The organism is Fontivita pretiosa (assembly GCF_050410795.1).
Lineage (GTDB): Bacteria > Planctomycetota > Phycisphaerae > Tepidisphaerales > Tepidisphaeraceae > Fontivita > Fontivita pretiosa.
Genome location: NZ_CP191258.1, coordinates 2044201 through 2066842 on the forward strand (window position 1 = coordinate 2044201; position 22642 = coordinate 2066842).

Consider the following 22642-nt stretch of genomic DNA (forward strand, 5'->3'; position numbering starts at 1 on the left):
ATCGGCTTTGGCACACTTCTTCGATCGCGGTGAGACCCTACGCGGTCGGAGGCTGCTGCTGTTGCTGATCTTCCTGGGTCGGCGGCGGCGCGGAAGGCGCGGCTGAGGTCGAGGGGCTGGCGGGCGTCTCGCTCGCCGACGCGCTCACCGTCGCCGTCGAACTCGCCGGCGCCGCCTCGGCAAAGTCCTCCTCCGTCTGCTCCAGGTACACGTCGTCCATCTCGGTGGCGTCAACCTCGTGACGCATCAGGATGTAAATCACCGTGTTGGCCGAAAAATAGAAGCTGATCGCGAACGCCCCCAGCATTCCGATCGTCAGGTAGTTCCAGAACGCCAGCAGGAACGCGGTCACGTCCTGAGTTCCGCTGAGCGTGAAAAAGTCGATGTCGTAGCTCAGTCGCGTGGCGGTCAGGGGGTTGGGCCACATCACGTTCAGCAGCGGTTCGGTGCTCGGCGCGTCGCGGAAGATCAGCAGACCCACAAAATAGTGGGTCAGTGAAAGCATCAGCTTGATGAAGTAGCGGACAAATACGTAACAGAGCGTGCCGTAAATGCCAGCGACAATGGTGTAGAACAGCAACCGCCAGGGACGGGCGTACAGGTAGCTGAAACTGCGGGAGATCGCGTCGAAGCTGTCGGAGCCTTCGACGGCGATCGTCGGGTACATCAGGTTGAACCCGCCGACCAGACCCAGCAGGACCAGCGTCATGATGAACCCGGCCGCCAGCGCCATGAAGAACAGCACCGCCGCGATGATATCCAGCACCGGGACGTTGAACAGCAGCCCGCCGAGCGTCACCAGCAACCCCACCACCACGATGATCAGCAGCGGAATGATCGGCGCCGAGAGAAACGAGAGGAACTTGGCGGTGGAGAAACTGAGGGCCTGACGGAAGCTGAGCTTCTCATCCCGCGCGACCTGAACGGCGGCGATGCGCGCGATCGCCCCGCCGAAGATCGCCCAGATCACCAGCAGGTAGACAAAGAAGATCGTGAAGAAGACCGGGTGATAGCGCATCGCCCACGAGGGAGCAATCGTCAGGAAGTTGATGAAGGTGTCGAATACGCCGCCCTTGCCGATGAACTGTGCTTCGCGGGCGCGGCGAACCAGCCGGTACATCTCCCCAAGCTGCGCCTCAAAGAAGCTCGCGAACAGCCCCACACCCTCGATGGCGCGGTATTGTTCCCACTCGGCCACGGCCCGCTCGTAGGCGGCGCGGATGCTGGCGTCGCGCTCATGTGCGGCGCGGTCCTTCTGCTCGGGAGTGTTCTTCGGCGCCGCCTCGTACGCCTTCAGCGCCGCCTCGCGGGCGCGTGCCCGCTCATCCAGGATGAACTGCTTGATGTCTGCCAGACTGCCCTGCGGTTTGCCGATCGCCGCCAGCTTGGCCTCGTAGGCGCTGCGAATGCTCTGCCTGTGCTCATCCAGACGTCGCTGGAACTGTCCTCGCAGATCCGAGTCGATTCGCGCTTCGCGGTACAGTTCAACTTCACCTGGAACTGCGCGATATCGATCGAGCCAGATCGCGTCCATGAAACGTCCGCCGGCGTAGATCAGCAGCAGCGCCAGCAGCGCCAACACGAGCTTGGAAGGGTGAATCGCGATTCGAAAACTGCGAAAAATCTGCGTGAAGGGGAAGGTCGATTTCCAGTCGATGCCACGGACCACCTGCGGTTCACCGTCCGCCATGTCGTGCCTCGCTTTTCCCTTTCGGGCTGTTCGGCCCCTGTTTTGATCGCCGTTGGATCCCTCAACGAGGTCGGATCATGCCGGGGCATACCCGCAGCACAGCCACCGAGAGCCGCAAAACGCCCTGGCCCCGCGCACTCCAACGGTCTGCGAGCGGCATTATAGTCCCATGCAATTATCTGGCAAATTGCGCAATTCGATCACAACCGCTCAGTCGTCTCCGGAATTGTCGGGCGGTTGGCGCTGCGCTGGCGGCTCGTCAGGCAATGGCGGCGACTCATCCGGGTCGCAGACCGGGATCTGATACTTTCCGCTCAGCCATCGGCCCAGATCGATCAGCCGGCAACGATCCGAGCAGAAGGGATAGGTCTTCGGCTTGTCCGGGCCTTCGTCGGCAACCGGTTTTTTGCAGATCGGACAGCGCATGGCATGGCTCTGCTGCAAAGATCGCGCAGCGTGGCGGTGAGCATCAGGCCCGTAGCGGCACTGTCGCGATGCGGCTACGAGCCTGACCTGGAGGATCTGCCTTTGGCCGCCGCGCCGGACGAGGAGGATTTCGGCGCCCCGCCGGAGGCTTTGCCGTCGGAGCCGGCTGCGCCGCCGCCGTCCGCTTTGGCGGCGCTCTTGTAGCTCTCGGAGCGGTAGTCGGTGATGTAGAACCCGCTGCCCTTGAAGATCAGCCCCCCGCCGCCGCCAAGCAGACGCCGCACCCGGTTCTGCGCGCACGCCGGGCACTTGCGGATCGGCGCCGCAGTGATCGACTGAAACCTCTCGAACCCGTGTCCACACGCTTCGCACTTGTACTCGTACGTTGGCATAGGCATCACCAATGAACCGCAAATCTCCGGCCAACAGGCCGGCTGACTTCAACTCTGCTTCTTGCTCACCACGACCTGCGCCGGGCGCAGCACGCGGTCATTGAGCATGTAGCCCTTCTGCAGCAACTGGATCACGGTCGGCGGCTGATCCTTGAATCGCTCGTCCTCCTGCTGCATCAGCGCCTGGTGCAGCTCAGGATTGAACGGATCGCCCGGCTTGGGCGCGATCTCCCGTACCGCCTGGCTCTGAAGCACCGTCATCCATTGATCGTGCACGACCTGAAGCCCCTTGAGGATCGACGCCGCGTCGGTCTTCTGCGGGTCCACCGCCAGAGCACGCTCAAAGTTATCGATCACCGGCAGAAGCGCCTTGATCAGGCTGGCGTTGGCATAGGCCATCCGCTGCTCCAGCTCCGCCTCCAGGCGCTTGCGTGCATTCTGATAATCGGCGGTGACGCGGGCCAGTCGGTTGTACAGGTCGTCGCGCTCGGCGCGGAGCCTGCTCAACTCGTCGGCCTGCTCCTGCTGTTGCGGCGGTTGCTGTGGCGGCTGTGACTGTGGCGGCGCGGCGGCAGTCTGGCCTACCTCGTTGGTGGCCACCTCCGCACCCGCGTCAAAGCGATCTTCTTCTGGAATAGTGCTCATGGCTCATTCTCGATCAAAACCTGAAGTTCCACATTCCAACTCACGGATCGCAGTCGGCAGATCCGAGAGACTGCAAGCACTAGTTTTCCCCCTTGAACACGTCCTTGAGCTTGTCCAGGAAGCTGCGCCGCTGTGGCAGCACATCGGTATCTTCTGTTTCGGCGAACTCCCGCAACAATTGCTTCTGCCGCTCCGTCAGCTTCCTGGGGATCTCCACCAGTATCTGTACAATCTGGTCGCCCGTTCGGTACGAGCGAATATCCGGCAGACCCTTGCCCTTGAGTTTGAAGACCTCCCCGTGCTGCGTGCCCGGGGGAATCTCCAGACGCTCGGTCCCCTTGAGCGTGGGGACCTCGATCTGCGCCCCCAGCGCCGCCTGTGTGAAGCTGATCGGCACCTGGCAGACGATGTCGTTGTTGTGGCGGCTGAAGATCGGGTGGGGGCGGATGGTGATGTAGCAGTGCAGATCTCCCGGCGGCGCGCCGTTATCGCCCGGCTCGCCCTCGCCGGGGATGCGGATCGCCTGCCCCTCGTGTACGCCGGCCGGAATCTTCACCGTCACGACCCGTCTGCGCATCTGCCGTCCGGTTCCGCCGCACGAGCGGCAGTGGTCGCGGATGATCGAGCCTTTGCCCCGGCAATTCGGACAGGTGGTGACCATCCGGAACATGCCGCCGAAGCCCTGCTGCGCCACGCGTCCCTGTCCGCCGCACTGCGGGCAGACGATGGGGCGCGTGCCGGGCTTGGCCCCCGAACCCTTGCATGCCTCGCAGATATCCTGCCTTTCAAACTCGATGGTTTTCTCGCAGCCGCTGGCGACTTCGCTGAGGCTCAGCTCCACCTGGGTCTCCAGGTCGAACCCGCGGTGCGCCCGCGTGCGGCGCCCACCCCGCGAGCCGAAACCGCCCACCCCAAACCCCCCGCCGAAAATCTCGTCGAACATCGAAAAGATGTCCGACACGTCCATGTGCGAAAAGTCGTGCTGCGCCGAGACGCCCTGATGCCCGAATCGGTCGTACCGCGCCCGCTTTTCCGGGTCGCTGAGCACCTCATATGCCTCGGAGCATTCCTTGAATTTCGCCTCGGCCTCGGCCTTGGACTCCCCGTCGTTGCGGTCGGGGTGATACTTCATCGCCAGCCGGCGATACGCGCGCTTGATCTCCTCGGCGTCGGCGTCGCGCGAAACGCCCAGAATCTCGTAATAATCTCGCTTGGTCGTGCCCAACGCTGCTCCCGTACTGTACCAGGCCGTTTAGTATCGGATCGAGCGGGCGGCTTTACCGTGTACTCGACCCGCAAGGTGGGGCAATGCCGCCCGCCTTGTCCGGTGCACACCTGGATTCTACGGAGTTTATCGCTCCGCGGTCTGCGGGTCACGCCACGATAGGCGCGGCGCAGACCCCCACGGACGATAGACGATCCGAGGCACGGGGACCATGCCGTCCCCGTGCCTCGATCGCCGGACGCGTGCCGCAAACAGCGCCTGACCGTTGATCACACCACCGCGCCGGCCACCGGCTCGACCTTTTCTCCCTTCTTTTTCGGCTCTTTCAGCTCCGTCACCAGCACGTCGGTGGTCAGCGCCAGCCCGATCGCACTGGCGGCGTTCAGCAGCGCGGTCCGCGCCACCTTCGTCGGGTCGATGATCCCGGCCTTGAACATGTCCACGAATTCGACGGTGGCGGCGTTGAAGCCCCAGGCCGGGTTCTTGTTTTCCAGAATCCTGGCGACGACAACTTCTCCATCCTCGCCGGCGTTGTTGGCAATTTGCCGTGCGGGGGCCTTCAGCGCCTCGGCGACGATGTCGAAGCCGATTTTCTCATCGCCCCTGGCCTGGCGTTTGGCGTTTTCGACCGCCTCGATGGCGCGGAGGAACGCCACCCCGCCACCGGGCACGATCCCTTCTTCCGCCGCCGCCTTGGTCGCGTGCAGCGCGTCCTCGATCAGGTCCTTGCGTTCCTTCATCTCCGTTTCGGTCGCGGCGCCGACTTTGATCACCGCCACGCCGCCGGTCAGCTTGGCCAGACGCTCCTGGAGCTTCTCGCGGTCATAATCGCTGGTGGTCTTCTCGATCTGAAGGCGAATCTGCTCGGCGCGGGCCTCGATGTCCTTCTTCTTGCCACCACCCTCGACGATCAGCGTCTTGTCCTTGTCCACCACGACGCGCTTGGCCGTCCCAAGGTCGTCCAGCTCGACGTGCTCCAGCTTCAGACCCAGGTCTTCGGAGATGAACTTGCCGCCGGTGATCACGGCCAGGTCGCCCATGATCGCCTTGCGCCGGTCGCCGAACCCCGGCGCCTTGACGGCGCAGACGCTCAGCACTCCGCGCAGCTTGTTGACCACCAGCGTCGCCAGCGCCTCGGCCTCGACATCCTCGGCGACGATCAGCAGCGGTCGTCCGGCGGTGACGACCTTGTTCAGCAGCGGCAGCAGCTCCGTCAGATTGCTGATCTTCTTCTCATGAAGCAGGATGTAGGCGTTTTCCAGCACCGCCTCCATCGTCGTCGGGTTGGTCATGAAGTAGGGGCTGAGATACCCCTTGTCGAACTGCATCCCTTCGGTGTACTCCAGCGTCGATTCCAGCCCCTTGCCTTCATCGACGGTGATGACCCCTTCCTTGCCCACCTTTTCCATCGCGTCGGCCATGAGCTGTCCGATGTGCTCATCGCCGTTGGCGCTGATGGTGGCCACACGCTTGTAGTCCTCGTGGCCCTTGACTTTCTTGGACTGGGAAGCGATGGCGTCGGCGGCGATGTCGGCGGCCCGCAGGATCCCCCGCTGCACCAGCACCGGGTTGACTCCCGCCGTCACGTACTTCAGGCCCTCGCTGTAGATCGCTTCGGCCAGCGTAACCGCAGTGGTGGTTCCGTCGCCCGCCACGTCACCGGTCTTGCTGGCCACCATGTTGATCAGCTTGGCGCCCATGTTCTCGAAGGGCTGGGGCAGCTCGATCTCCTTGGAGACCGTCACGCCGTCCTTCGTAATCCGCGGGCTGCCGTACGACTTCTGGAGCACGACGTTGCGCCCCCGCGGACCCAGCGTCGCCTTTACCGCCCGCGCCAGCTTCGACAACCCCGCGCCGATCTCGGCCCGCGCGTCAACGCCGAATTTCATCTGTTTGGCTGCCATGTGTTTTTCTCCGTTGTTTCTTCATGTTTTCATGTTCCACGTTTCATGTCTTCGCTGCCTGAAACATGAAGACATGAAACATGAAGACAGACCCACCGCTACTCCAGCACTCCCAGCAGGTCCGACTCGCGGAGGATCACGTACTTCTCGCCGTCGATCTCCACGTCCGTGCCCGAGTATTTGCCGAAAACAACCGTGTCACCCTCGCGCACGGAAAGCTCCATCCGCCTGCCCTTCTCATCCAGTTTGCCCGGACCGACGGCAATCACCTTGCCCTTGGTGGGCTTCTCCTTGGCCGTATCCGGCAACACGATCCCGCTGGGGGTCTTTTCTTCCGCTTCCGACGGCTTGACGATCACACGATCTGCAAGGGGTCGAAGTTTCATGGCTTTGATCCTTTGCGCGACTCGCGCCACGGGCCGGCGGCTCGTGCCTTCACCACTCACCGCACACCCGCCGGTTGCCCGCTCGACGTCGCCGCAGTCCTAACGTTGAAGTCTCTTTTCGATCGTCGCTTCCTCGCGCAGGCGTTTGCACGCCTGGTCCTGTTTCTGCCGCCGCCACGTTCACTCTGTGCGAGGCGGCGTGCGGTCACATCATGTCATCCATCCCGCCCATGCCTTCCATGCCGTGGCCGCCAGGCGTCTCGGACTTTTCCTTGGGCTTCTCGACGACGATACAGTCGGTGGTCAGCAGCAGGATCGCGACCTCGGCGGCGTTCTGCAACGCGATTCGCTCCACCTTGGTCGGGGTGATGATCCCGGCCTTGACCACGTCCACAAACTCGCCGGTCAGGGCATTCCAGCCCATGTTGCCTTCAGATTCCATGACGCGGCGGACCACCACCGAGCCGCTGGTGCCGGCGTTTTCGGCGATCTGCTTCAGCGGGGCGGTCAGGGCGCCGCGGACGATCTTCACGCCCATCGCTTCGTCGCCTTCCAGGCCGAGGTTCTTGCCGTGATTCAGCGCCTTCATGGCACGGATCAGCGCCACGCCGCCGCCGGGCACCACGCCCTCTTCCACCGCCGCGCGGGTCGCGTGCAACGCATCTTCGATGCGCGCCTTTTTCTCCTTCAGTTCCGCCTCGGTCGCCGCGCCGACGTTGATCTGCGCCACGCCCCCCGCCAGCTTGGCCAGACGCTCCTGGAGTTTCTCCCGGTCGTAGTCGGAGGTGGTGGTCTCGATCTCCCGGCGAATCTGTTCGATCCGGCCCTGAATTGCCTTGGTGTCGCCGGCGCCTTCGATGATCGTCGTGTTGTCGTTGTCAACGCGGACGAGCTTGGCCTGGCCAAGATCGCTGATCTCGACCTTGTCCAGTTCGATGCCCAGGTCCTTCATGATCGCGCGTCCGCCGGTCAGGATCGCGATGTCTTCCAGCATGGCCTTGCGTCGGTCGCCGTATCCGGGCGCCTTGACCGCGCAGACGCTCAGCACGCCGCGCAGCTTGTTGACCACCAGCGTCGCCAGCGCCTCACCCTCGACGTCCTCGGCGATGATCAGCAGCGGGCGTTTGGCCTTCTGGATCTTCTCCAGCAGCGGGATCAGCTTGGTGGCGGAGCTGATCTTGTCCTCGTAGACAAGGATGAATGCCTTCTCCAGCTCGCACTCCATCTCGTCAGGGTTGGTGATGAAGTTGGGTGAGAGGTACCCGCGATCAAACTGCATCCCCTCGACCACCGTGACCTCGGTCTGAAGGCCCTTGCCCTCCTCCACGGTAATCACCCCGTCCTTGCCGACCTTCATGAACGCGTCGGCCATGATGTTGCCGATCTCGCGGTCGTTGTTGGCGGAGATCGACGCGACGTTGGCGATGTCGTCCTTTTTGGACACATCGATGGGCTTGGACTGTTTTTTGAGCGATTCGACGACGGCGTCGACGGCCCGGCGGATGCCCCTGGCCAGCGCCATCGCGTCGGTGCCGGCGCTGAGCGCCCGATAGCCTTCCCTGAAGATCGCTTCCGCCAGCACCGTCGCGGTCGTCGTGCCGTCGCCAGCGATGTCGGAGGTCTTGCTGGCTGCTTCCCGAACCAGCTTGGCGCCGATGTTCTCAAACTTGTCTTTCAGCTCGATTTCCTCGGCGACGGTGACACCGTCCTTGGTGATCGTCGGAGCGCCCCACCCTTTGTCGATAACCGCATTGCGACCCCGCGGACCCAGCGTTGCCTTCACCGCGCGCGACAACTTGGAAACCCCCTCCAGCAGCGACTTGCGCGCCTCGACATCAAACGACAGCATCTTGGCGGCCATGTGTTCGGTCTCCTGTTCTGTGCAGTGCTCTGTGTGTGGTCTATCTGTGGTCTGTTGCCAACTGGCCAGTAAGAACGCACGAACCTGCGTCGGCTGGCGTCAGTCACCTGTACGTCGTCCGGCCTCGTGCGCGAACGCCGAGAGCGGCAGACCCTTATCAAACTCAATGCCGCTGTGGCGGCGAGGGAATCCTGATCGCAAATACTTGAATATAAACATTTTGCAACCAGTCGCGGGGCGAGTGACGCGCCCGCTCCAACTGTCACGCTGGCAGGCCAGCATCCGCGACCCTACCGCCGGTTGCCATTCTGGCAGGACATCCCCGCCGTCTCGCATCGGTCGCGATACATAGCACATCGCCAGCCAATCGCCGCCTCAATGCCGCAACTGGGAGATCCGCTGCATCGCCTGCTCGACATTCTCCCGGCTGTTGAAGGCGCTGAAGCGGACGTAGCCTTCGCCACAAAGCCCAAAGCCACTGCCCGGCGTGCAGACCACATGCGCCTGGTTCAGCAGCCGGTCGAAGAACTGCCAGCTCGACTGGCCATCGGGGGTCTTGACCCACACGTACGGCGCGTTCTCTCCGCCGAACACACTCATCCCCAGCGCCGAAAGCTTCTGGCGGATGATGCGGGCGTTGGTCATGTAAAAGTCGATCAGGGCGCGGACCTGTTGTTTTCCCTGCGCGGAATAAACCGCTTCACAGCCTCGCTGAACGATGTAGCCGACGCCGTTGAACTTGGTCGTGTGCCTGCGCATCCACAGTCGATGCAAATCCACCGCTTGTCCATCGCGCGTCTTTCCCATCAGCGACCTGGGCACGACGGTGAACGCAGCTCGCACGCCGGTGAACCCGGCGGTCTTGCTGAAGCTGCGGAATTCGATCGCCACCTCGCGCGCACCGGGGATCTCGTAGATCGAGTGCGGAAGTTGCGGATCGGAAATGTAGGCCTCGTAGGCCGCATCGAACAGAATGATCGACCCGTTCTTGTGCGCGTACTGGACAAACTGCGTCAGGCTCTGGCGTGACAAAACCGTGCCGGTGGGATTGTTCGGCGAGCAAAGGTAGATCACATCCACCTTCTGTCGCGGCAGATCGGGCACAAAGCCGTTCTCCGCCGTTGCGCGAAGGTAGACCAGCCCGGAATACTCCCCGCGTTCGTCGGCCGGGCCCGTGTTGCCCTGCATGACGTTGGTGTCCACGTAGACGGGATAGACCGGATCGGTGACGGCGATGGTATTGCCGGCGCCCAGGATATCCAGGATGTTGCCGCAGTCGCACTTGGAGCCGTCGGAAACAAAGATCTCGTCTGGGGAGACATCGCACCCGCGGCTGCGGTAGTCATTGGCGGCGATCGCTTCGCGAAGGAACTCATACCCCTGTTCCGGACCGTATCCGCGAAAGGTTTCGCGGCGAGCCATCTCGTCCAGGGCCTTGTGCATCGCCTGCACGACCGCCTGCGGCAGCGGTTCGGTCACGTCGCCGATGCCCATGCGGATGATCCGCGCCGACGGGTTGGATTGCTGAAACGCCGCGACTCGTCGCCCGATCTCCGGAAAAAGGTATCCGGCCTTGAGTTTGAGGTAGTTCTCATTGATGTACGCCATGGGGCCGGATTGTAGACCAATCCAACCGGCAGTCCATCGGCCCACCCGATGAACTAATCACTTGCGGGGTTTAATGGAATTGTTCTGATGACCTGATCCGCTGTTGGCCGTAAGATCGAATAACCCTGCAACGAAGCAAGGGAAACCGACTCTCATCGGCAGACAATGGAAAGGAACGCCTCATGTCGCTCAAATCGCTGATCGCCACTGGAACCAAACTCTGGCTGGATTCGATTGATCCAGACCTGGTCGTGCGGAACCGCGCCCTGGGCGTCACCGGCGCCACTTCCAACCCCATCATCGTCTCGGACCTGGTCAAGACCGGACGATTCGACGATGAGCTGGCCGAAATGATGGGCGAGGGTAAGGATGACAGCACCGTGGCGTGGGAGATCACCGATCATCTGGTGCACGAGGCGCAGGAAGTGTTCTGGCCAGTGTGGCTGCAAACGCAGGGCAACGACGGGTATGTAAGCTTCGAGCTGGATCCGCTGCTGGAGGACCTGAACAATCCCATCCCCCACGAGCAGCGAGTCCAGCGGTACATCGAGCTGGCCAAACAATGGTCCACCGGACACAAGAACCGGATGATCAAGGTTCCCGCAACCGAAGCGGGATTGGCGGCGCTGGAGGAGATCGCCGCCGCCGGCGTTACGATCAACGTGACCCTGATCTTTTCTCCACGTCAGTACATCGTCGCGCGCGATGCGATCTGGCGCGGCGCCCAGCGGCGGAAAAATGGCCTCAGGGAGTTCAAGAGCGTCTACAGCATCTTCATCTCCCGGGTTGATGTGTACACGGAGAAATATGTCCCTGAGCTTTCGAAAGATGCCCAGGGAAAAGTCGGCATCGTCAACGCCAAGAACATCTGGCGGATGAACCAGGAGTTCTGGCGCGACAAAAATACCCCGCTTCAGCAGGAGATCGTCTTTGCCTCGACCGGCAAGAAGCTGGCCTGGCAGCCGGAGGACTACTACGTCGAGGCACTGGCCGGCAGCGACATCATGACCAACCCCCCGGCGACGAACGAGGCGATCGAGCGCATGAACAAGCAGTACACGCGCACGATCGACAAGTTCCCGCCCAAACATGTCGTGGACGAGATCGCCCAGAAGGTCGATCAGGCCAAGCTCGAAGCCAAGCTCATGGAAGAGGGCATCGCCAAGTTCGCCGAGCCCCAGCACGCCCTGTTGAAGCTGATCGCCCAGAAGCGTGCGAGCCTGGCGGCGGCGAACTGAGCCGGGCAGCGGTCGGGGCCGGGCCCTGCCCACGCCGCCGCTGCTGCATGCCGGCTCGTTTGCGGTATGCTCAGCAGCATGGCATTCGTGCGAATGGACAGCTCCGATCCAACCGTCAACCCCGGCTGGACGCTGCCGCCGAGTTTCAGCGACCGCCTCATCGTCTGCGACAGGGACAATCCGCTGGAGGGTCTTCGACGGCTACAGGAGTTGCAATCCCGGCATCCGGGTCGGTGGGTGGGCTTCCTCAGTTACGATCTGGGTCAGGTGCTGGAACAGCCCCGTCCCAGCCGCCACAGGCCGATGCTGCCCCTGTACGTATTCGCGCATGTTGGCCCCGAGCAGCCGAAGTTCGACAGCAAGCTCCAGCTTCCGCGACATCGTCACAGCGACGCCCCGCTGCGAGCCGATTTCACCGCAGACGACTATCTGGCAGCGGTCCAGCGCTGCAAGGACTACATCGCCGCCGGAGACATCTATCAGGTCAACCTCTCGCAGCGCTTCACCGTGGGACTGCGCCAGCCGCCCTGCCAGATCTATCAAAGGCTGATGCAGCGATACCCCGCGTTGTACGGCGGATATCTTGAATTCGGAGACTTTGCGCTGATCTGCAATTCGCCGGAGCTGTTCCTCCGCGTCCAGCCGCTTCCCGGCGGCGCGCGGCGGATCACCACCCGCCCCATCAAGGGCACCCGACCCCGCGCCCCGGGCATGGATCTGGAGCTGCGAGACAGCATCAAAGATCAGGCCGAGCTGAACATGATCGTGGACCTGGAGCGCAACGACCTTGGGCGTGTGTGCCGGATCGGCAGCGTGAAGGTCACCCAGCCGCGGATAATCGAGGCACACCCGACGGTGTATCACGGCGTGGCCACGATTGAAGGCATCCTGCGTCCCGAAGTCACATTCGTGGACCTGCTGTGCGCCACCTTTCCCGGCGGCAGCATCACCGGCGCGCCCAAGATCCGGGCCATGCAGATCATCGATGAGCTGGAACCGGTGCCGCGCGGACCCTACTGCGGCGCCATCGGCTACCTCGATGCCGATGGCTCCATGCAGTTCAACATCGCGATCCGAACCATGGTGGTGGCCGATGGACTGGTGCACATCCACGTCGGCGGGGGGATCGTCGCCGACTCCGACCCCGCCGCCGAGTACGACGAGACCCTGGTCAAGGCCCGCGCCATGTTCGCCGCTCTTGGGCTGGCGACCCCCGAATCGTGCGGATGATCCAAAATCACAAGGCAAAAGCCTGCTGGGCGGCTCGGTCATTCATCAGGGGAGGAACAAAAGGTGCTGTTTTCCAGCCTTGCCCGGGGATCGCCGCAAGATCACCAGACGATGCCGCAAAATCACCAGCGGGGGTGTGGCAATGCGTGGTACCTTTGAGATGATGGAACAGCGTCGGTGCGGAATGCCAAACCGCGATGACTCGCGGGGAGGGATCACGATGGCATGGGGCTGGCTGGGCACGATTCGCATCAAGGCCGCGGGCATGGTCGTGCTGGCGGTGGCGCAGGCCGCCTGCCTGGGGGACGTGCAGATGACGGTGGACAAGTCCGGGGGCGGGCAGTTCACGACGGTTCAGGCCGCAATCAATGCGGTTCCCGCCAACTCGCCGGTGCGGTACGTGATCAACATCGCGCCGGGCCGCTACAGCGAACAAATTCGTGTTGATAAGCCGAACATCACGCTGCGGGGCACCGGCGGCTCGGCCAGCGCGACGGTCCTGACGTACCACGAGACGGCGCAGCCGGGAAATCGCCTGGCCAACGCCAGCGCCGCCGTGCAGGCCAGGGACTTCATCGCCGAGAACCTTACGTTCGAGAACAGCGCCGGGGACAATCGTGGCGCGGCTCTGGCCATGTATGTCGATGCCGATCGCGCGGTCTTCAACAATGTCCGATTCCTCTCCTGGCAGGATACGCTGCGACCCGAGAAGGGCCGGCATTACTTTTTCAACTGCTACATCGAAGGCGATGTGGATTTCATCTACGGCAAGGGGCAGGCGTATTTCGAGAACTGCACGCTGTATGCCAAAGCAGGCGGATACATCACAGCACAGGGACGCGAGTCGGCAACGGAGACCAACGGTTTCGTCTTCCACCATGCGACGGTCGGCGGGTCGGCGCCAAACGGCAGCGTCTACCTGGGACGGCCCTGGCAGCCGTACGCGCGGGTGATTTTTCTGGAGAGCTATCTTGGCCCGGTGATCCATCCGAGCGGGTGGGCAACCTGGTCGGGAGACAATCATCTGACCAGCTACTTCGCCGAGTATGCCAACACGGGTCCTGGCGCCGCAGGCCAGCGCCCGGCATGGACCTACAGACTGACCGCAAGCGAGATCGGTGCTTTTTCGATGTCGAGCTGGCTGGCGGGCAGTGACAACTGGAACCCCGCCGCGCTGGTGCCCGAGCCGGGTTTGGCGTTGCCGGTCTCAGCGCTGTCGATCCTGATGTTCTGTCGCAGGAGCCACGCACCATGGACCATCACCCGATGAGATTCAGTCGAGTTATTCTGGCCGCGGCCTCGGTCGGCTTGATTGGTTTGCTGCCGCCGCTGACGCCCCGCGCGATCGCGCAGATTCCGGCGTTTCCCGGCGCCGAAGGTCCGGGCGCGACCGCGACCGGCGGGCGCTACGGCGACGTCTATCACGTGACCAACCTCGAATTCGACGTCAGCGGCGCGATCCCCGGATCGCTCATGTATGGAATCCGCACCGCACCGGCCAGCGGACGAACCATCGTCTTTGACGTCGGAGGCACGATCTATCAGCCCGGCGGAGGCCCCAACTTCTGGTTCCGCGCCAGCAAGGACAACATCACCATTGCGGGGCAGACGGCGCCGAGTCCGGGGATCACCATCGCGGGCGTGGGAACCAAGTGGACGGGAAGCAACGTCATCCTGCGCAACATCACCGTTCGCCCCAACAAGGATCCGGTCAATCCCTCCAGTTACACCTACGACGCGTTCAGCCTCCAGTTGCAAAACTCGATTGTGGATCACGTCACCGCCACATGGTTCACCGATGAAGGTATCTCGATTACGGACGCGGGCCGCAACTCCACCATTCAATACACCAGCATCAGTGAGGGATTGAACTACGCCGGTCATGCGTTCGGCTCGATCATCGCCACCGAAGTGGACGGGGCGCAGTTCTCGTATCATCACAATCTTTACGCGCATAACAACTCGCGCATGCCGCGGCTGGGGAGCGAAGTCGGGACCACCGGCGCCGTGCTGAACTGGTCGAACAACGTGATCTACAACTGGCAGAACAAGGCCGGCTATTCCGGCACGGGGCAACCCAGCCGCAGCAATTTCATCGGCAATTACTACATCAAGGGCCCCAACAATGGCGTGACCGTCTTCGACGGGGGAGACGACGCCACCTCAGTCGGCTTCACCCAGATCTATCAAAGCAAGACGGCGGCTCTTGCGAACAAGGCCGACTATGACAGGGATGGCGTTTTGTTCGACGGGGTGGCGTTCGGTCCGGGAGATACGATGTCCAACGGACAGAAGTATTACGCCGGAAGCACCACCTTCGTGAGCACGCCCTTCACGGTGAATGGCACCGGCACGCCCGAGCTGGCCGACGTGGCGCTGGCGCGGGTGCTGGACTACAGTGGAGCCAACTGGCAGAACCGAAATCCGATCGATCAGCGCATTTTCAATTCGGTCCGGACCGGCACGGGCAACATCCTGACCGATCTGAGCACGGGGATACAGGCCACCGAGTGGGCAACGGTTCTGTCTCAGCGTCCGACCAACGGCATCGCCCCGTTCACCCGCCCGCCCGACTTCGATACCGATCGCGACGGCATGCCCAACACCTGGGAGCTCCAGCACGGCTTGAATCCGAATCTCCCCGACAACAACGCAGATTTCGACTCCGACGGGTACACCAATCTGGAAGAGTACATCAACCAGTTGGCGGAATGGCCCGCCGCGGCGCCGCTGGTCTTCCTCAACAGCAGCGGTGACGGTCGTTACGCCAGAACAACCAACTGGACGGCAAACTGGCAGCCGTCGAAGTTCGACACGGCCAAGATCAACAGTGGCAGCGTGACCGTCGATGCAGTGGGACAGCATGCCGGCACCCTGTTGATCGGGAATGACCCGCTCAGCAGCGGGCGACTGAACGTAACCAGGGGATGGATCAACGTCGCGCATACGCTGTACGTCGGCTCGGCGAGCAGCGGTCAGGGCAGTGTGGTGCTCAGCGGCGGCAGCCTGCGCGTCGCCAACCTGGCCCGGGTATGGCCGAACGGATCCATCCAGTTCAGCGGCGGGAGCCTGGATCTGACCGGCGGAGCGGCCATCTTCGATTACTCCGGCAGCAGTCCCCTGGCCACTCTGCGAGAGCAGATCCTCACTGGCCGAAACGGGGGCACGTGGGACGGCCCGGGCATCAACAGCTCGCTGGCCGCCATCTCACCGGCCATGGGCATCGGCATCGCCGAAGCCTCGGAGCTGGGCTTCAGCCAATTCGCCGGGCAACTCGTCGACGCCACAACCGTACTGATCGCCACCACCTGGCTGGGCGATGCGGACCTTGATGCACGCGTGAACATCGCCGACTTGTATCGGCTGGCCCAGCACTGGCAACTCAGCGGGACTTCCTGGACAGACGGCGATTTCAACTACGATGGAGTCGTGGACAGCCTGGACCTGGCCATGCTGGCGATGAACTGGCAGCAGGAACCGGCGGCACTGACCCAAGCCCTGGACGCCTTTGGCTTGCCGCAGGTGAATGTGCCCGAGCCGGCCGGCAGCGTCATGTTGGCCGGCGGGTGTCTGGCCCTCGCCCTGTCGCGCCGCCGTCGCGTCCGCCATCGCCCGGCGTGGCAGATTTGATCGCTTCGGGCACAGGACCACGACGGTCTGCCTCGCGGGCCGCCCGTTGCGGGCGGCCATCGCATTGGTGCAGACGCCCGTGACGTGAATCAAACCCCTGCCGCAATTGCATCGCAGGCTGGGGCTGGCATCCCCGTCCCGCCGACTCGCAATTGCTCCCGCTTTACCACCAGCACTTCATCCTGGCGCCCCAGGCGGTTACCATCGGGCGGATGTCCTGCGTATGGCTCAACGGCGCCTTCGTCGAAGAATCCACCGCGACCATCTCGTTGCGCGACACGGGGCTGCTGCACGGGGCCGGCGTGTTCACCACCATGCGCAGCTACGGCGGGCGGGTCTTTCGCCTCGAGCAGCACCTTCGCCGCCTGCGCGACTCCTGCGAGGCTCTGTTCATCCCGCTGATGTATCGGGACGAGCAGCTCATCGCCGCCACCCGCGAGTTGCTTGACCGAAATGCCCTGCGCGACGCCCGGCTGCGCCTGACGGTCACGCGCGGGCAGGCGACGCAGGATCCGGTTCACGGGATGAGGCTGGAGCCCAACGTGTTCCTCACCGCCACGCAGTTCGAGCCGTATCCCGAGGAGTATTACCGTCGCGGCATGACGGTGGTGCTGCTGGATGAGCAGAAGCTCAACCCCTACGACATTCAGGCGGGGCACAAGACATTGAACTACCTGTCGCGGCTGTCGGCGTTGCGTCATGCCGCCAGTCGCGGCGGCGGCGAGGCGCTGTGGTTCAACGTCCACAACTACCTCCAGTCCGGCAGCATCAGCAACGTCTTTGTGGTTAGAAACGGCACGCTGCTGACTCCGCCCACGCCCAGGGAAATGCAGGACCCGGCCGTGCGTGACGCAATGGCATATCCCAAAAGCGCCGTACTGCCCGGGATCATGCGAAGCGCGGTGATCGACGCGGCGCGCGAGGCAGGCATCGAGCTGAAGCTGGCCTCGATCGATGTCAATGCTTTGCTCGAAGCCGACGAGGTCTTCCTGACTAACTCGATTATGCAGATCATGCCGGTGTGCCGGATCGAGCGCCGCGCCATTGGCCCGGACAGGCCCGGGCCGATCACGCAGGATTTGTCGCAGCGGGTGCAGCGGCAGATCGCCGAAACTGCCTGAAAAGCGCCGCGCTTGCGGGGCCTGTTAACTGCAATTCCGGCAACCGCCTGCCAGCGTGGCAGGTGGGCTTATCGACCCTGGTTTCCCAAGTCGTTTTACTTCAGAAGGTTGCAACTGTCACGTTCTGGCACCGACTTTGCGCAACTGCGGTCTGGACCGCTGTCGTCAAGCGGTTGGATGGTCTGTGCAACAACGCACCAGCACCCGATCAGGCACCAGAAAGGAGGCTTTGACATGCTGGCTCGCTTGCTCAACGACTTCTCGCCGCTCACCAGGCTCCACAACGAGATGAACCGCCTGCTTGAGGATTTCTTTGAGGACCTGCCCACAGTCCGGTCCTTTGGCGCAGGCTATCCGGCGGTCAATCTGTGGGAGGACGCCGATCAGGCTTATCTGGAATGCGAACTGCCGGGCATGAGCATGGACGATGTGGAGGTCTACGTCACCGGCAACGAGGTGACCATCAGCGGGCAGCGCAAGATCGCCGACCACCCGCAGGCCAACTGGCATCGCCGTGAACGCACCTCCGGTCGCTTCTCCCGCACGCTGAGCCTGCCGTGGGAGATCGACGCCGACAAGGTGCAGGCCAAGCTCCAGGACGGCGTGCTCACCGTCACGCTGCCCAAGTGCGAATCGTGCAAGCCCAAGAAGGTCCAGGTGCAGGCGGCGTGAATCGATTTGCGGTTTCTGATTCTCAGCCCGCCACTGGACGGACTGAAATCAACAGTCTCTAGCCAACGATCGCAAACGAACAAACGGAGGTCGCACCATGAAACCCACGGGCATTCAAAAGCAGCCGACTTCTGCCACCGGCACGCCGGAGAGAATTGATCAGGCTCCAGTCTATACTCCGCTGGTGGACATCATCGAAACCAACGATGCATTCATCTTCCAGGCCGACCTGCCGGGCGTGAAGCCGGGAGATATCGACATCTCGTTTGAAAATGGAGTGCTCACCATCGAAGGGCGCGTCCAGCCCAGACAAAAGCCGGATCAGCAGTACGTCTGGCAGGAATATGGCGTTGGGAACTTCTATCGTCAGTTCACACTCGATACTCCTGTCAATGTGGATCAGATCCGCGCCGAACTGAAAAACGGGGAGTTGACGCTGACGGTACCCAAGGCCGAGCACGCACGGACGCGCAAGATCGAGATCAAGGCCGGCTGAACGAAACGCTGGACGTGCCTGCAACAGTTGCCGTTTCACGCGGCGTGGTCGCGGCCGCGCCGACCACGCCGCTGTCTGATCTTCCCGACCCCCTTTGTGCCGCTGAATGATGGAGGTCCGATCATGAACCTGATCAAACGATGGAGAGGACACGACGAGCCTCGCGGCGGCCAGCCTGTCGTCCGCCGAAAAGAACGCGAGGATGACTGGGGACTGTCACGCCTGCGCGAAGAGATGGACAGGGCCTTCGAGCGCGTCTGGCGGGAATTTGGTCGTGGGTGGCCTGCCTCGACGCTGGCCCGTATGCCAACATTGCTCAGCCGCTTCCCCGGCCTGGCAGAATGGCCCGCCATCGACATGGCCGAGGATGAGAAGAATCTCACCCTGCGTGTTGATGTGCCGGGGCTGGAGCCCAGGGACCTGGACATCGAGGTCTCCGGGAACCTGCTGACCATCCGCGGACAGCGCGAGGATGAATGGTCACAGACTCGAGCCGGCGTCTACCGCCGCGAACGCCGCTCCGGCAGCTTCATGCGAACGATCACTCTGCCCAACTACGTCGATCCCGACAAGGTCCAGGCCAAGTATGACAAGGGCATCCTGACGATCACGATTCCCAAAATCCCCGGCAAAGAGCCGAAGCGCGTCAAGGTGACGAGCTGAGCTGACCGCCGAACGCGACATGCCGCATGCCAAACCAGACGCTCGTTTGGCATTCGGCATTCGTGCGCGCCGGGCACGACAGCGCCGTGCGACGACACCGACCAGCCCACGTACCGGTTCATGCCAATGAGTCTCAGGGGACGACATGAAGGCAAGCCCCGCCGCGCCTGCCGACCAGCGCAAGGCGCGGAGTTGTGAGCAAATCAAGAAATGTGGCCAAACTACCAGGCAACGAAGACAGTTCACTTCATCAACTTCCTCGCCCCATGGATTACGCGGTCCCATTGGAACGCGGGGCCGGGGTCTTGTTTGTTGGCCTGGACGTGGAAGTGCCCGAGCACGCCCTGGTACTGCTCGTATTGCTCGTCAGTCAACACATGAGGGATGAGCTTGCCGTCCTGATCGCGGGGGTAGTCGCACCTGATCTTCGGTAGCGTCTTGCACAGCGCCGCGGTCAGCTTGATCAGTGAGTCGTACTGCTGTGGGGTGAGGTCGTACATCTTGTACTCGCGGCCCTGGATTTGGCCGATCACCGGTTCATCGCGGATCGGTCGGGCGACGAAGTTGGGCGTGCGGATCCATTCCTGTTTCATCCACGCCGGCAGGACCATTCGCGTGCGCCCGCTTTGGTCCCTGCGATACCACTGATCGAGCACGGTGCTTCGGTCGGGCGGATAGGCGCCGATGTTGGCGATTTCGATCCCGACGGATCGGCTGTTGGCCTTGGTCGCGTGCCAGGCGCGCTCCTTCACATCCAGTGTCTGGTAGATCGTGCCATCGACGTCGAGCATGAAGTGCACGCTCAGTCCGCGATGGTCGTGCAGGATGTTGAAACACTGCCGGCTGGTGCCGCACACGTCATAGTGGATGACGAACTGATCGACCTTGTCCGCAAGCAGCTTCAGGTCCCATCCTCCGCCACGAACCTGCTCGAACTGTTCGGGCGTCAGTTCGTCCCCGCGCGGTTGCGTGCTGGGTCGCGTGCTGGGGGCGAAGCGGATGTTGTAGCGATTGGGCGTGTCGATGTCTTTGACTTCCTGGGTGGTGGCGGCGAAGCTGGCCTTTTCCCATGGGGCAAAGCGTCGCTCGGTGCGATAGGCGTCGTACCCGCCCGGATCCATCCACAGGACCACCGGCGCGCCGGTGTGGACGAACTGCCCGGCGATGACGATCTCGTCCCCGCGGCGGTGGAGGATCTTGCCCGCTCTGGGCTGGCTGACGCAGCCGCCAACCTGTCCAATCAGCAGGATTCCGATGGCAATGACAAGCCCGGCGTGATATTTCATAATATTCGGAAGTCTACCCGGCATCGCTCGATAGGAGAAACTATTTTGATTCACCCGTCAGAACCACCGCGAATCGAACTGGCGCGGCTGCCGACACCCCTGCTCGAGCTGAAGAATCTGGCCCGCCAGCTTGGGACATCGGCCATCCTGCTCAAGCGCGACGACCTGAGCGGACTGGAGACTACGGGCAACAAGATCCGCAAGCTGGAGTACGTGATCGCCGATGCACTGGCGCGCGGCGCCGATGTGCTTCTCACCACCGGCGCGCTTCAGTCAAACCATTGCCGCGCCACGGCGGCGGCGGGGGCGCGTCTGGGTCTGCGCGTGCGTCTGCTGCTGCGATCGGCTGAAGCGCATCCACCCAACGACGGGAACCTGCTGCTGGATCGTCTGTTCGGCGCCGAGATCTCGCTGCATCATCCCGAGCAGTTCAAGGATCCGAAGCGAAAGCAGGAGCTGATCGACGCCGCGATGGCCGCCGAGCGCCAGGCCGGACGCCGGCCCTACTACTTTCCCGTCGGGGCATCGATCCCGCTGGGCACCTGGGGCTACATCCGCTGCATCGACGAACTGAAATCGCAGCTCGATCCGCAACAAAAGGCCGATATCTTCGTTCCCGTCGGCTCGTCGGGGACGGTGGCGGGGCTGATCCTGGGGCGGCATGTGTGCGGCTGCTGGAACTGGCGCATCGTCGGCGTGCCCATCTGCGACAGCGCCGAGTTCTTCCGCGCCGACATCGGCAAGCTCATCCGTGATACCAACCAGCAGTATCAACTGGGGCTGAGCGACCGCGACATGCAGATCGAGCTGCTCGACGGCTTCATCGGCCAGGGCTACGCCATCCCCTACCCCGCGGCGATCGACACGATCAAGCTCGTGGCGCGCACGGAGGGCGTGCTGCTGGATCCGACGTACACGGGCAAGGCGATGACGGGAATGCTGCACGCGATGCGCAATGGCCTGGTGCGCGACGGCGCCGTGCCGGTCTTTGTTCACACGGGCGGCTCGTTCGGGGTATTCGCCCGTCGCGATCTGTTCGCGGATCTACACACGTAGCTACGCAGAACACGGAGCCTGCACTTGAGATACCACCTGTTGATCGTGCTGGTGATGCTGGCGGCGGCTCTGTGGCCGCAGCGGTTGATCTTGGCCAGCGGCGCCGAGCCGGCATCGCAGCCGACGACCGGCCAGATTCGCCGCGGCGTGTCGATGGATGACCCGCCGCAGCAGCGCCGCCGGGCGGCTCTGGACCGTATGGCCAGCTTGCTGGGGCAGTTCGACCCAGGCGACGCGCGCGACCTTCAGCGCTGCATCGACCTGGCGCGGCTACAGCTTGTTCGAGATACCCGGCTTTTTCCGTTTGAGGTCTCGGGCAACGTTCGCCAGGGCCGCGCGGTTCTCGGCGGATATGTCCTGTTCCCCGAGCACAAGGCGGCATTGATCGAATTGCTGCGGACGTTGGGATCAGATCCCGAAGATCACATCCAGACCGGTCCGCTGACCAGCGGCGACGGCCTTGCGTACGGAATGGTGACTTCGCCGCTGGCCAGGCTGTACAGCAGCCCTGCGCCGCCGCGCGAGACGGTCACCGAGCTGCGCGCCGAGGATCCGGTGTTCCTGCTTAAAGGGGCGCAGGAGCATCTGCTGTGCCTTGGCCCCGACGGTTACAGCGGCTACATCGCGGCGTCGGACCTTCGCCGGATCGACGCGGCAACGATGACGTCACTGCTGAACCGCAGGCCGCATCCGACGCAGAAGCTGGACCCGATTCTCCAGACCGCGCGGACATTTCTGGGCACGCGCTACGTCTGGGGCGGCACGAGCGACGCCGGCATCGACTGCTCGGGCCTGGTGCAAAGGTCGTTTGCGGCGCACGGGATCCACCTGCCGCGCGATGCGGATCAGCAGGTGTATATCGGGCGGCTGGTGGCGACGCGATGGCATCGCGATGCGCTCCGGCCGGGAGACCTGCTGTTTTTCCTCGGCCGGCGAGGATCGATCACGCACGTGGCGCTGCACCTGGGTGGCAGCGAGTTCATCGAAGCATCGGGCGATTCGGTGAAGATCACGAGCTTCGATCCGGCCGCGCCCAACTACAGCGCCCGTCGCCTGGAAAGCTTCTGTTTTGCCAAGCGCGTGCTGGAATGAAGCTGGCCAAAGAGGACTCCA

The 22642-nt window shown here is 63.0% G+C and carries 20 protein-coding genes; 10 read left to right on the top strand and 10 right to left on the bottom strand.

Going from position 1 to position 22642, the window contains the following annotated elements; translation table 11 throughout:
• Nucleotides 1-37: 37 nt before the first annotated feature.
• The 9 genes from ACQS5P_RS08335 to ACQS5P_RS08375 form a co-directional block, all read right to left on the bottom strand.
• Complete coding sequence (locus ACQS5P_RS08335; RefSeq protein ID WP_428940433.1) at nt 38-1690, bottom strand: hypothetical protein; 1653 nt, start codon at nt 1688-1690, stop codon at nt 38-40.
• Nucleotides 1691-1900: 210 nt separating this feature from the next.
• Nucleotides 1901-2116 carry a DNA gyrase inhibitor YacG gene (locus ACQS5P_RS08340; protein WP_428940434.1) on the bottom strand — a complete coding sequence of 72 codons (216 nt, stop codon included), beginning with the start codon at nt 2114-2116 and terminating at the stop codon, nt 1901-1903.
• Between the two features lie 74 nt (nt 2117-2190).
• Complete coding sequence (locus tag ACQS5P_RS08345; RefSeq protein ID WP_428940435.1) at nt 2191-2514, bottom strand: FmdB family zinc ribbon protein; 324 nt, start codon at nt 2512-2514, stop codon at nt 2191-2193.
• 42 nt (nt 2515-2556) lie between these two features.
• Nucleotides 2557-3153 (bottom strand): nucleotide exchange factor GrpE, encoded by a 597-nt coding sequence (gene grpE, locus ACQS5P_RS08350; protein WP_428940436.1) that lies wholly within the window; start codon nt 3151-3153, stop codon nt 2557-2559.
• Between the two features lie 79 nt (nt 3154-3232).
• Complete coding sequence (gene dnaJ, locus ACQS5P_RS08355; protein ID WP_428940437.1) at nt 3233-4378, bottom strand: molecular chaperone DnaJ; 1146 nt, start codon at nt 4376-4378, stop codon at nt 3233-3235.
• Nucleotides 4379-4647: 269 nt separating this feature from the next.
• Complete coding sequence (gene groL / locus ACQS5P_RS08360) at nt 4648-6282, bottom strand: chaperonin GroEL (RefSeq protein ID WP_428940438.1); 1635 nt, start codon at nt 6280-6282, stop codon at nt 4648-4650.
• A gap of 98 nt (nt 6283-6380) precedes the next feature.
• Nucleotides 6381-6668 carry a co-chaperone GroES gene (groES, locus tag ACQS5P_RS08365; protein WP_428940439.1) on the bottom strand — a complete coding sequence of 96 codons (288 nt, stop codon included), beginning with the start codon at nt 6666-6668 and terminating at the stop codon, nt 6381-6383.
• 205 nt (nt 6669-6873) lie between these two features.
• Nucleotides 6874-8529, bottom strand: a complete 1656-nt coding sequence (groL, locus tag ACQS5P_RS08370; RefSeq protein ID WP_428940440.1) for a chaperonin GroEL — start codon at nt 8527-8529, stop codon at nt 6874-6876.
• A gap of 375 nt (nt 8530-8904) precedes the next feature.
• Entirely contained in the window at nt 8905-10137 is a 1233-nt protein-coding gene (locus ACQS5P_RS08375) for an LL-diaminopimelate aminotransferase (RefSeq protein ID WP_428940441.1), read from the bottom strand.
• Nucleotides 10138-10319: 182 nt separating this feature from the next.
• On the opposite strand from ACQS5P_RS08375, the gene ACQS5P_RS08380 reads away from it, so the two are divergent.
• From ACQS5P_RS08380 to ACQS5P_RS08415, 8 genes are all read left to right on the top strand, one after another.
• Nucleotides 10320-11375, top strand: coding sequence for a transaldolase family protein (locus tag ACQS5P_RS08380; RefSeq protein WP_428940442.1), 1056 nt, complete (start codon nt 10320-10322; stop codon nt 11373-11375).
• A 78-nt stretch (nt 11376-11453) separates the two neighbouring features.
• Nucleotides 11454-12605 carry an anthranilate synthase component I family protein gene (locus ACQS5P_RS08385; RefSeq protein ID WP_428940443.1) on the top strand — a complete coding sequence of 384 codons (1152 nt, stop codon included), beginning with the start codon at nt 11454-11456 and terminating at the stop codon, nt 12603-12605.
• A 220-nt stretch (nt 12606-12825) separates the two neighbouring features.
• On the top strand, nt 12826-13875 hold the full coding sequence (locus tag ACQS5P_RS08390; RefSeq protein WP_428940444.1) for a pectinesterase family protein: 1050 nt from the start codon (nt 12826-12828) through the stop codon (nt 13873-13875).
• Entirely contained in the window at nt 13872-16235 is a 2364-nt protein-coding gene (locus ACQS5P_RS08395) for a dockerin type I domain-containing protein (protein WP_428940445.1), read from the top strand. Before ACQS5P_RS08390 ends, ACQS5P_RS08395 begins: the two co-directional genes overlap by 4 nt.
• Nucleotides 16236-16447: 212 nt before the next feature.
• Complete coding sequence (locus ACQS5P_RS08400) at nt 16448-17356, top strand: aminotransferase class IV (protein WP_428940446.1); 909 nt, start codon at nt 16448-16450, stop codon at nt 17354-17356.
• A 234-nt stretch (nt 17357-17590) separates the two neighbouring features.
• Entirely contained in the window at nt 17591-18028 is a 438-nt protein-coding gene (locus tag ACQS5P_RS08405; RefSeq protein WP_428940447.1) for an Hsp20/alpha crystallin family protein, read from the top strand.
• A gap of 97 nt (nt 18029-18125) precedes the next feature.
• The gene (locus ACQS5P_RS08410; protein WP_428940448.1) at nt 18126-18524 is read left to right on the top strand and encodes an Hsp20/alpha crystallin family protein; all 399 of its coding nucleotides are present in this window, start codon (nt 18126-18128) and stop codon (nt 18522-18524) included.
• A gap of 123 nt (nt 18525-18647) precedes the next feature.
• Nucleotides 18648-19187: an Hsp20/alpha crystallin family protein gene (locus tag ACQS5P_RS08415; protein WP_428940449.1), complete on the top strand. Its 540-nt coding sequence runs from the start codon at nt 18648-18650 to the stop codon at nt 19185-19187.
• Nucleotides 19188-19429: 242 nt separating this feature from the next.
• On the opposite strand, the gene ACQS5P_RS08420 is transcribed toward ACQS5P_RS08415, so the two are convergent.
• Nucleotides 19430-20473: an N-acetylmuramoyl-L-alanine amidase gene (locus tag ACQS5P_RS08420; RefSeq protein ID WP_428940450.1), complete on the bottom strand. Its 1044-nt coding sequence runs from the start codon at nt 20471-20473 to the stop codon at nt 19430-19432.
• 45 nt (nt 20474-20518) lie between these two features.
• On the opposite strand from ACQS5P_RS08420, the gene ACQS5P_RS08425 reads away from it, so the two are divergent.
• Nucleotides 20519-21529 (top strand): D-cysteine desulfhydrase family protein, encoded by a 1011-nt coding sequence (locus tag ACQS5P_RS08425; protein ID WP_428940451.1) that lies wholly within the window; start codon nt 20519-20521, stop codon nt 21527-21529.
• 24 nt (nt 21530-21553) lie between these two features.
• A complete protein-coding gene (locus ACQS5P_RS08430) occupies nt 21554-22621 on the top strand; it encodes a C40 family peptidase (RefSeq protein WP_428940452.1) in 1068 nt (355 codons plus the stop codon).
• Nucleotides 22622-22642: the final 21 nt, after the last annotated feature.

Bases quoted from the DNA above. Each gene is read 5' to 3' on its own strand.
- ACQS5P_RS08405 (WP_428940447.1), top strand. From the start codon at position 17,591: ATGCTGGCTCGCTTGCTCAACGACTTCTCGCCGCTCACCAGGCTCCAC.
- ACQS5P_RS08400 (WP_428940446.1), top strand. From the start codon at position 16,448: ATGTCCTGCGTATGGCTCAACGGCGCCTTCGTCGAAGAATCCACCGCG.
- ACQS5P_RS08390 (WP_428940444.1), top strand. From the start codon at position 12,826: ATGGCATGGGGCTGGCTGGGCACGATTCGCATCAAGGCCGCGGGCATG.
- grpE (WP_428940436.1), bottom strand. From the start codon at position 3,153: ATGAGCACTATTCCAGAAGAAGATCGCTTTGACGCGGGTGCGGAGGTG.
- ACQS5P_RS08380 (WP_428940442.1), top strand. From the start codon at position 10,320: ATGTCGCTCAAATCGCTGATCGCCACTGGAACCAAACTCTGGCTGGAT.
- ACQS5P_RS08345 (WP_428940435.1), bottom strand. From the start codon at position 2,514: ATGCCTATGCCAACGTACGAGTACAAGTGCGAAGCGTGTGGACACGGG.
- ACQS5P_RS08385 (WP_428940443.1), top strand. From the start codon at position 11,454: ATGGCATTCGTGCGAATGGACAGCTCCGATCCAACCGTCAACCCCGGC.
- ACQS5P_RS08420 (WP_428940450.1), bottom strand. From the start codon at position 20,473: ATGAAATATCACGCCGGGCTTGTCATTGCCATCGGAATCCTGCTGATT.
- groL (WP_428940438.1), bottom strand. From the start codon at position 6,282: ATGGCAGCCAAACAGATGAAATTCGGCGTTGACGCGCGGGCCGAGATC.
- groL (WP_428940440.1), bottom strand. From the start codon at position 8,529: ATGGCCGCCAAGATGCTGTCGTTTGATGTCGAGGCGCGCAAGTCGCTG.
- ACQS5P_RS08375 (WP_428940441.1), bottom strand. From the start codon at position 10,137: ATGGCGTACATCAATGAGAACTACCTCAAACTCAAGGCCGGATACCTT.
- groES (WP_428940439.1), bottom strand. From the start codon at position 6,668: ATGAAACTTCGACCCCTTGCAGATCGTGTGATCGTCAAGCCGTCGGAA.
- ACQS5P_RS08340 (WP_428940434.1), bottom strand. From the start codon at position 2,116: ATGCGCTGTCCGATCTGCAAAAAACCGGTTGCCGACGAAGGCCCGGAC.
- ACQS5P_RS08410 (WP_428940448.1), top strand. From the start codon at position 18,126: ATGAAACCCACGGGCATTCAAAAGCAGCCGACTTCTGCCACCGGCACG.
- ACQS5P_RS08335 (WP_428940433.1), bottom strand. From the start codon at position 1,690: ATGGCGGACGGTGAACCGCAGGTGGTCCGTGGCATCGACTGGAAATCG.
- ACQS5P_RS08415 (WP_428940449.1), top strand. From the start codon at position 18,648: ATGAACCTGATCAAACGATGGAGAGGACACGACGAGCCTCGCGGCGGC.
- ACQS5P_RS08395 (WP_428940445.1), top strand. From the start codon at position 13,872: ATGAGATTCAGTCGAGTTATTCTGGCCGCGGCCTCGGTCGGCTTGATT.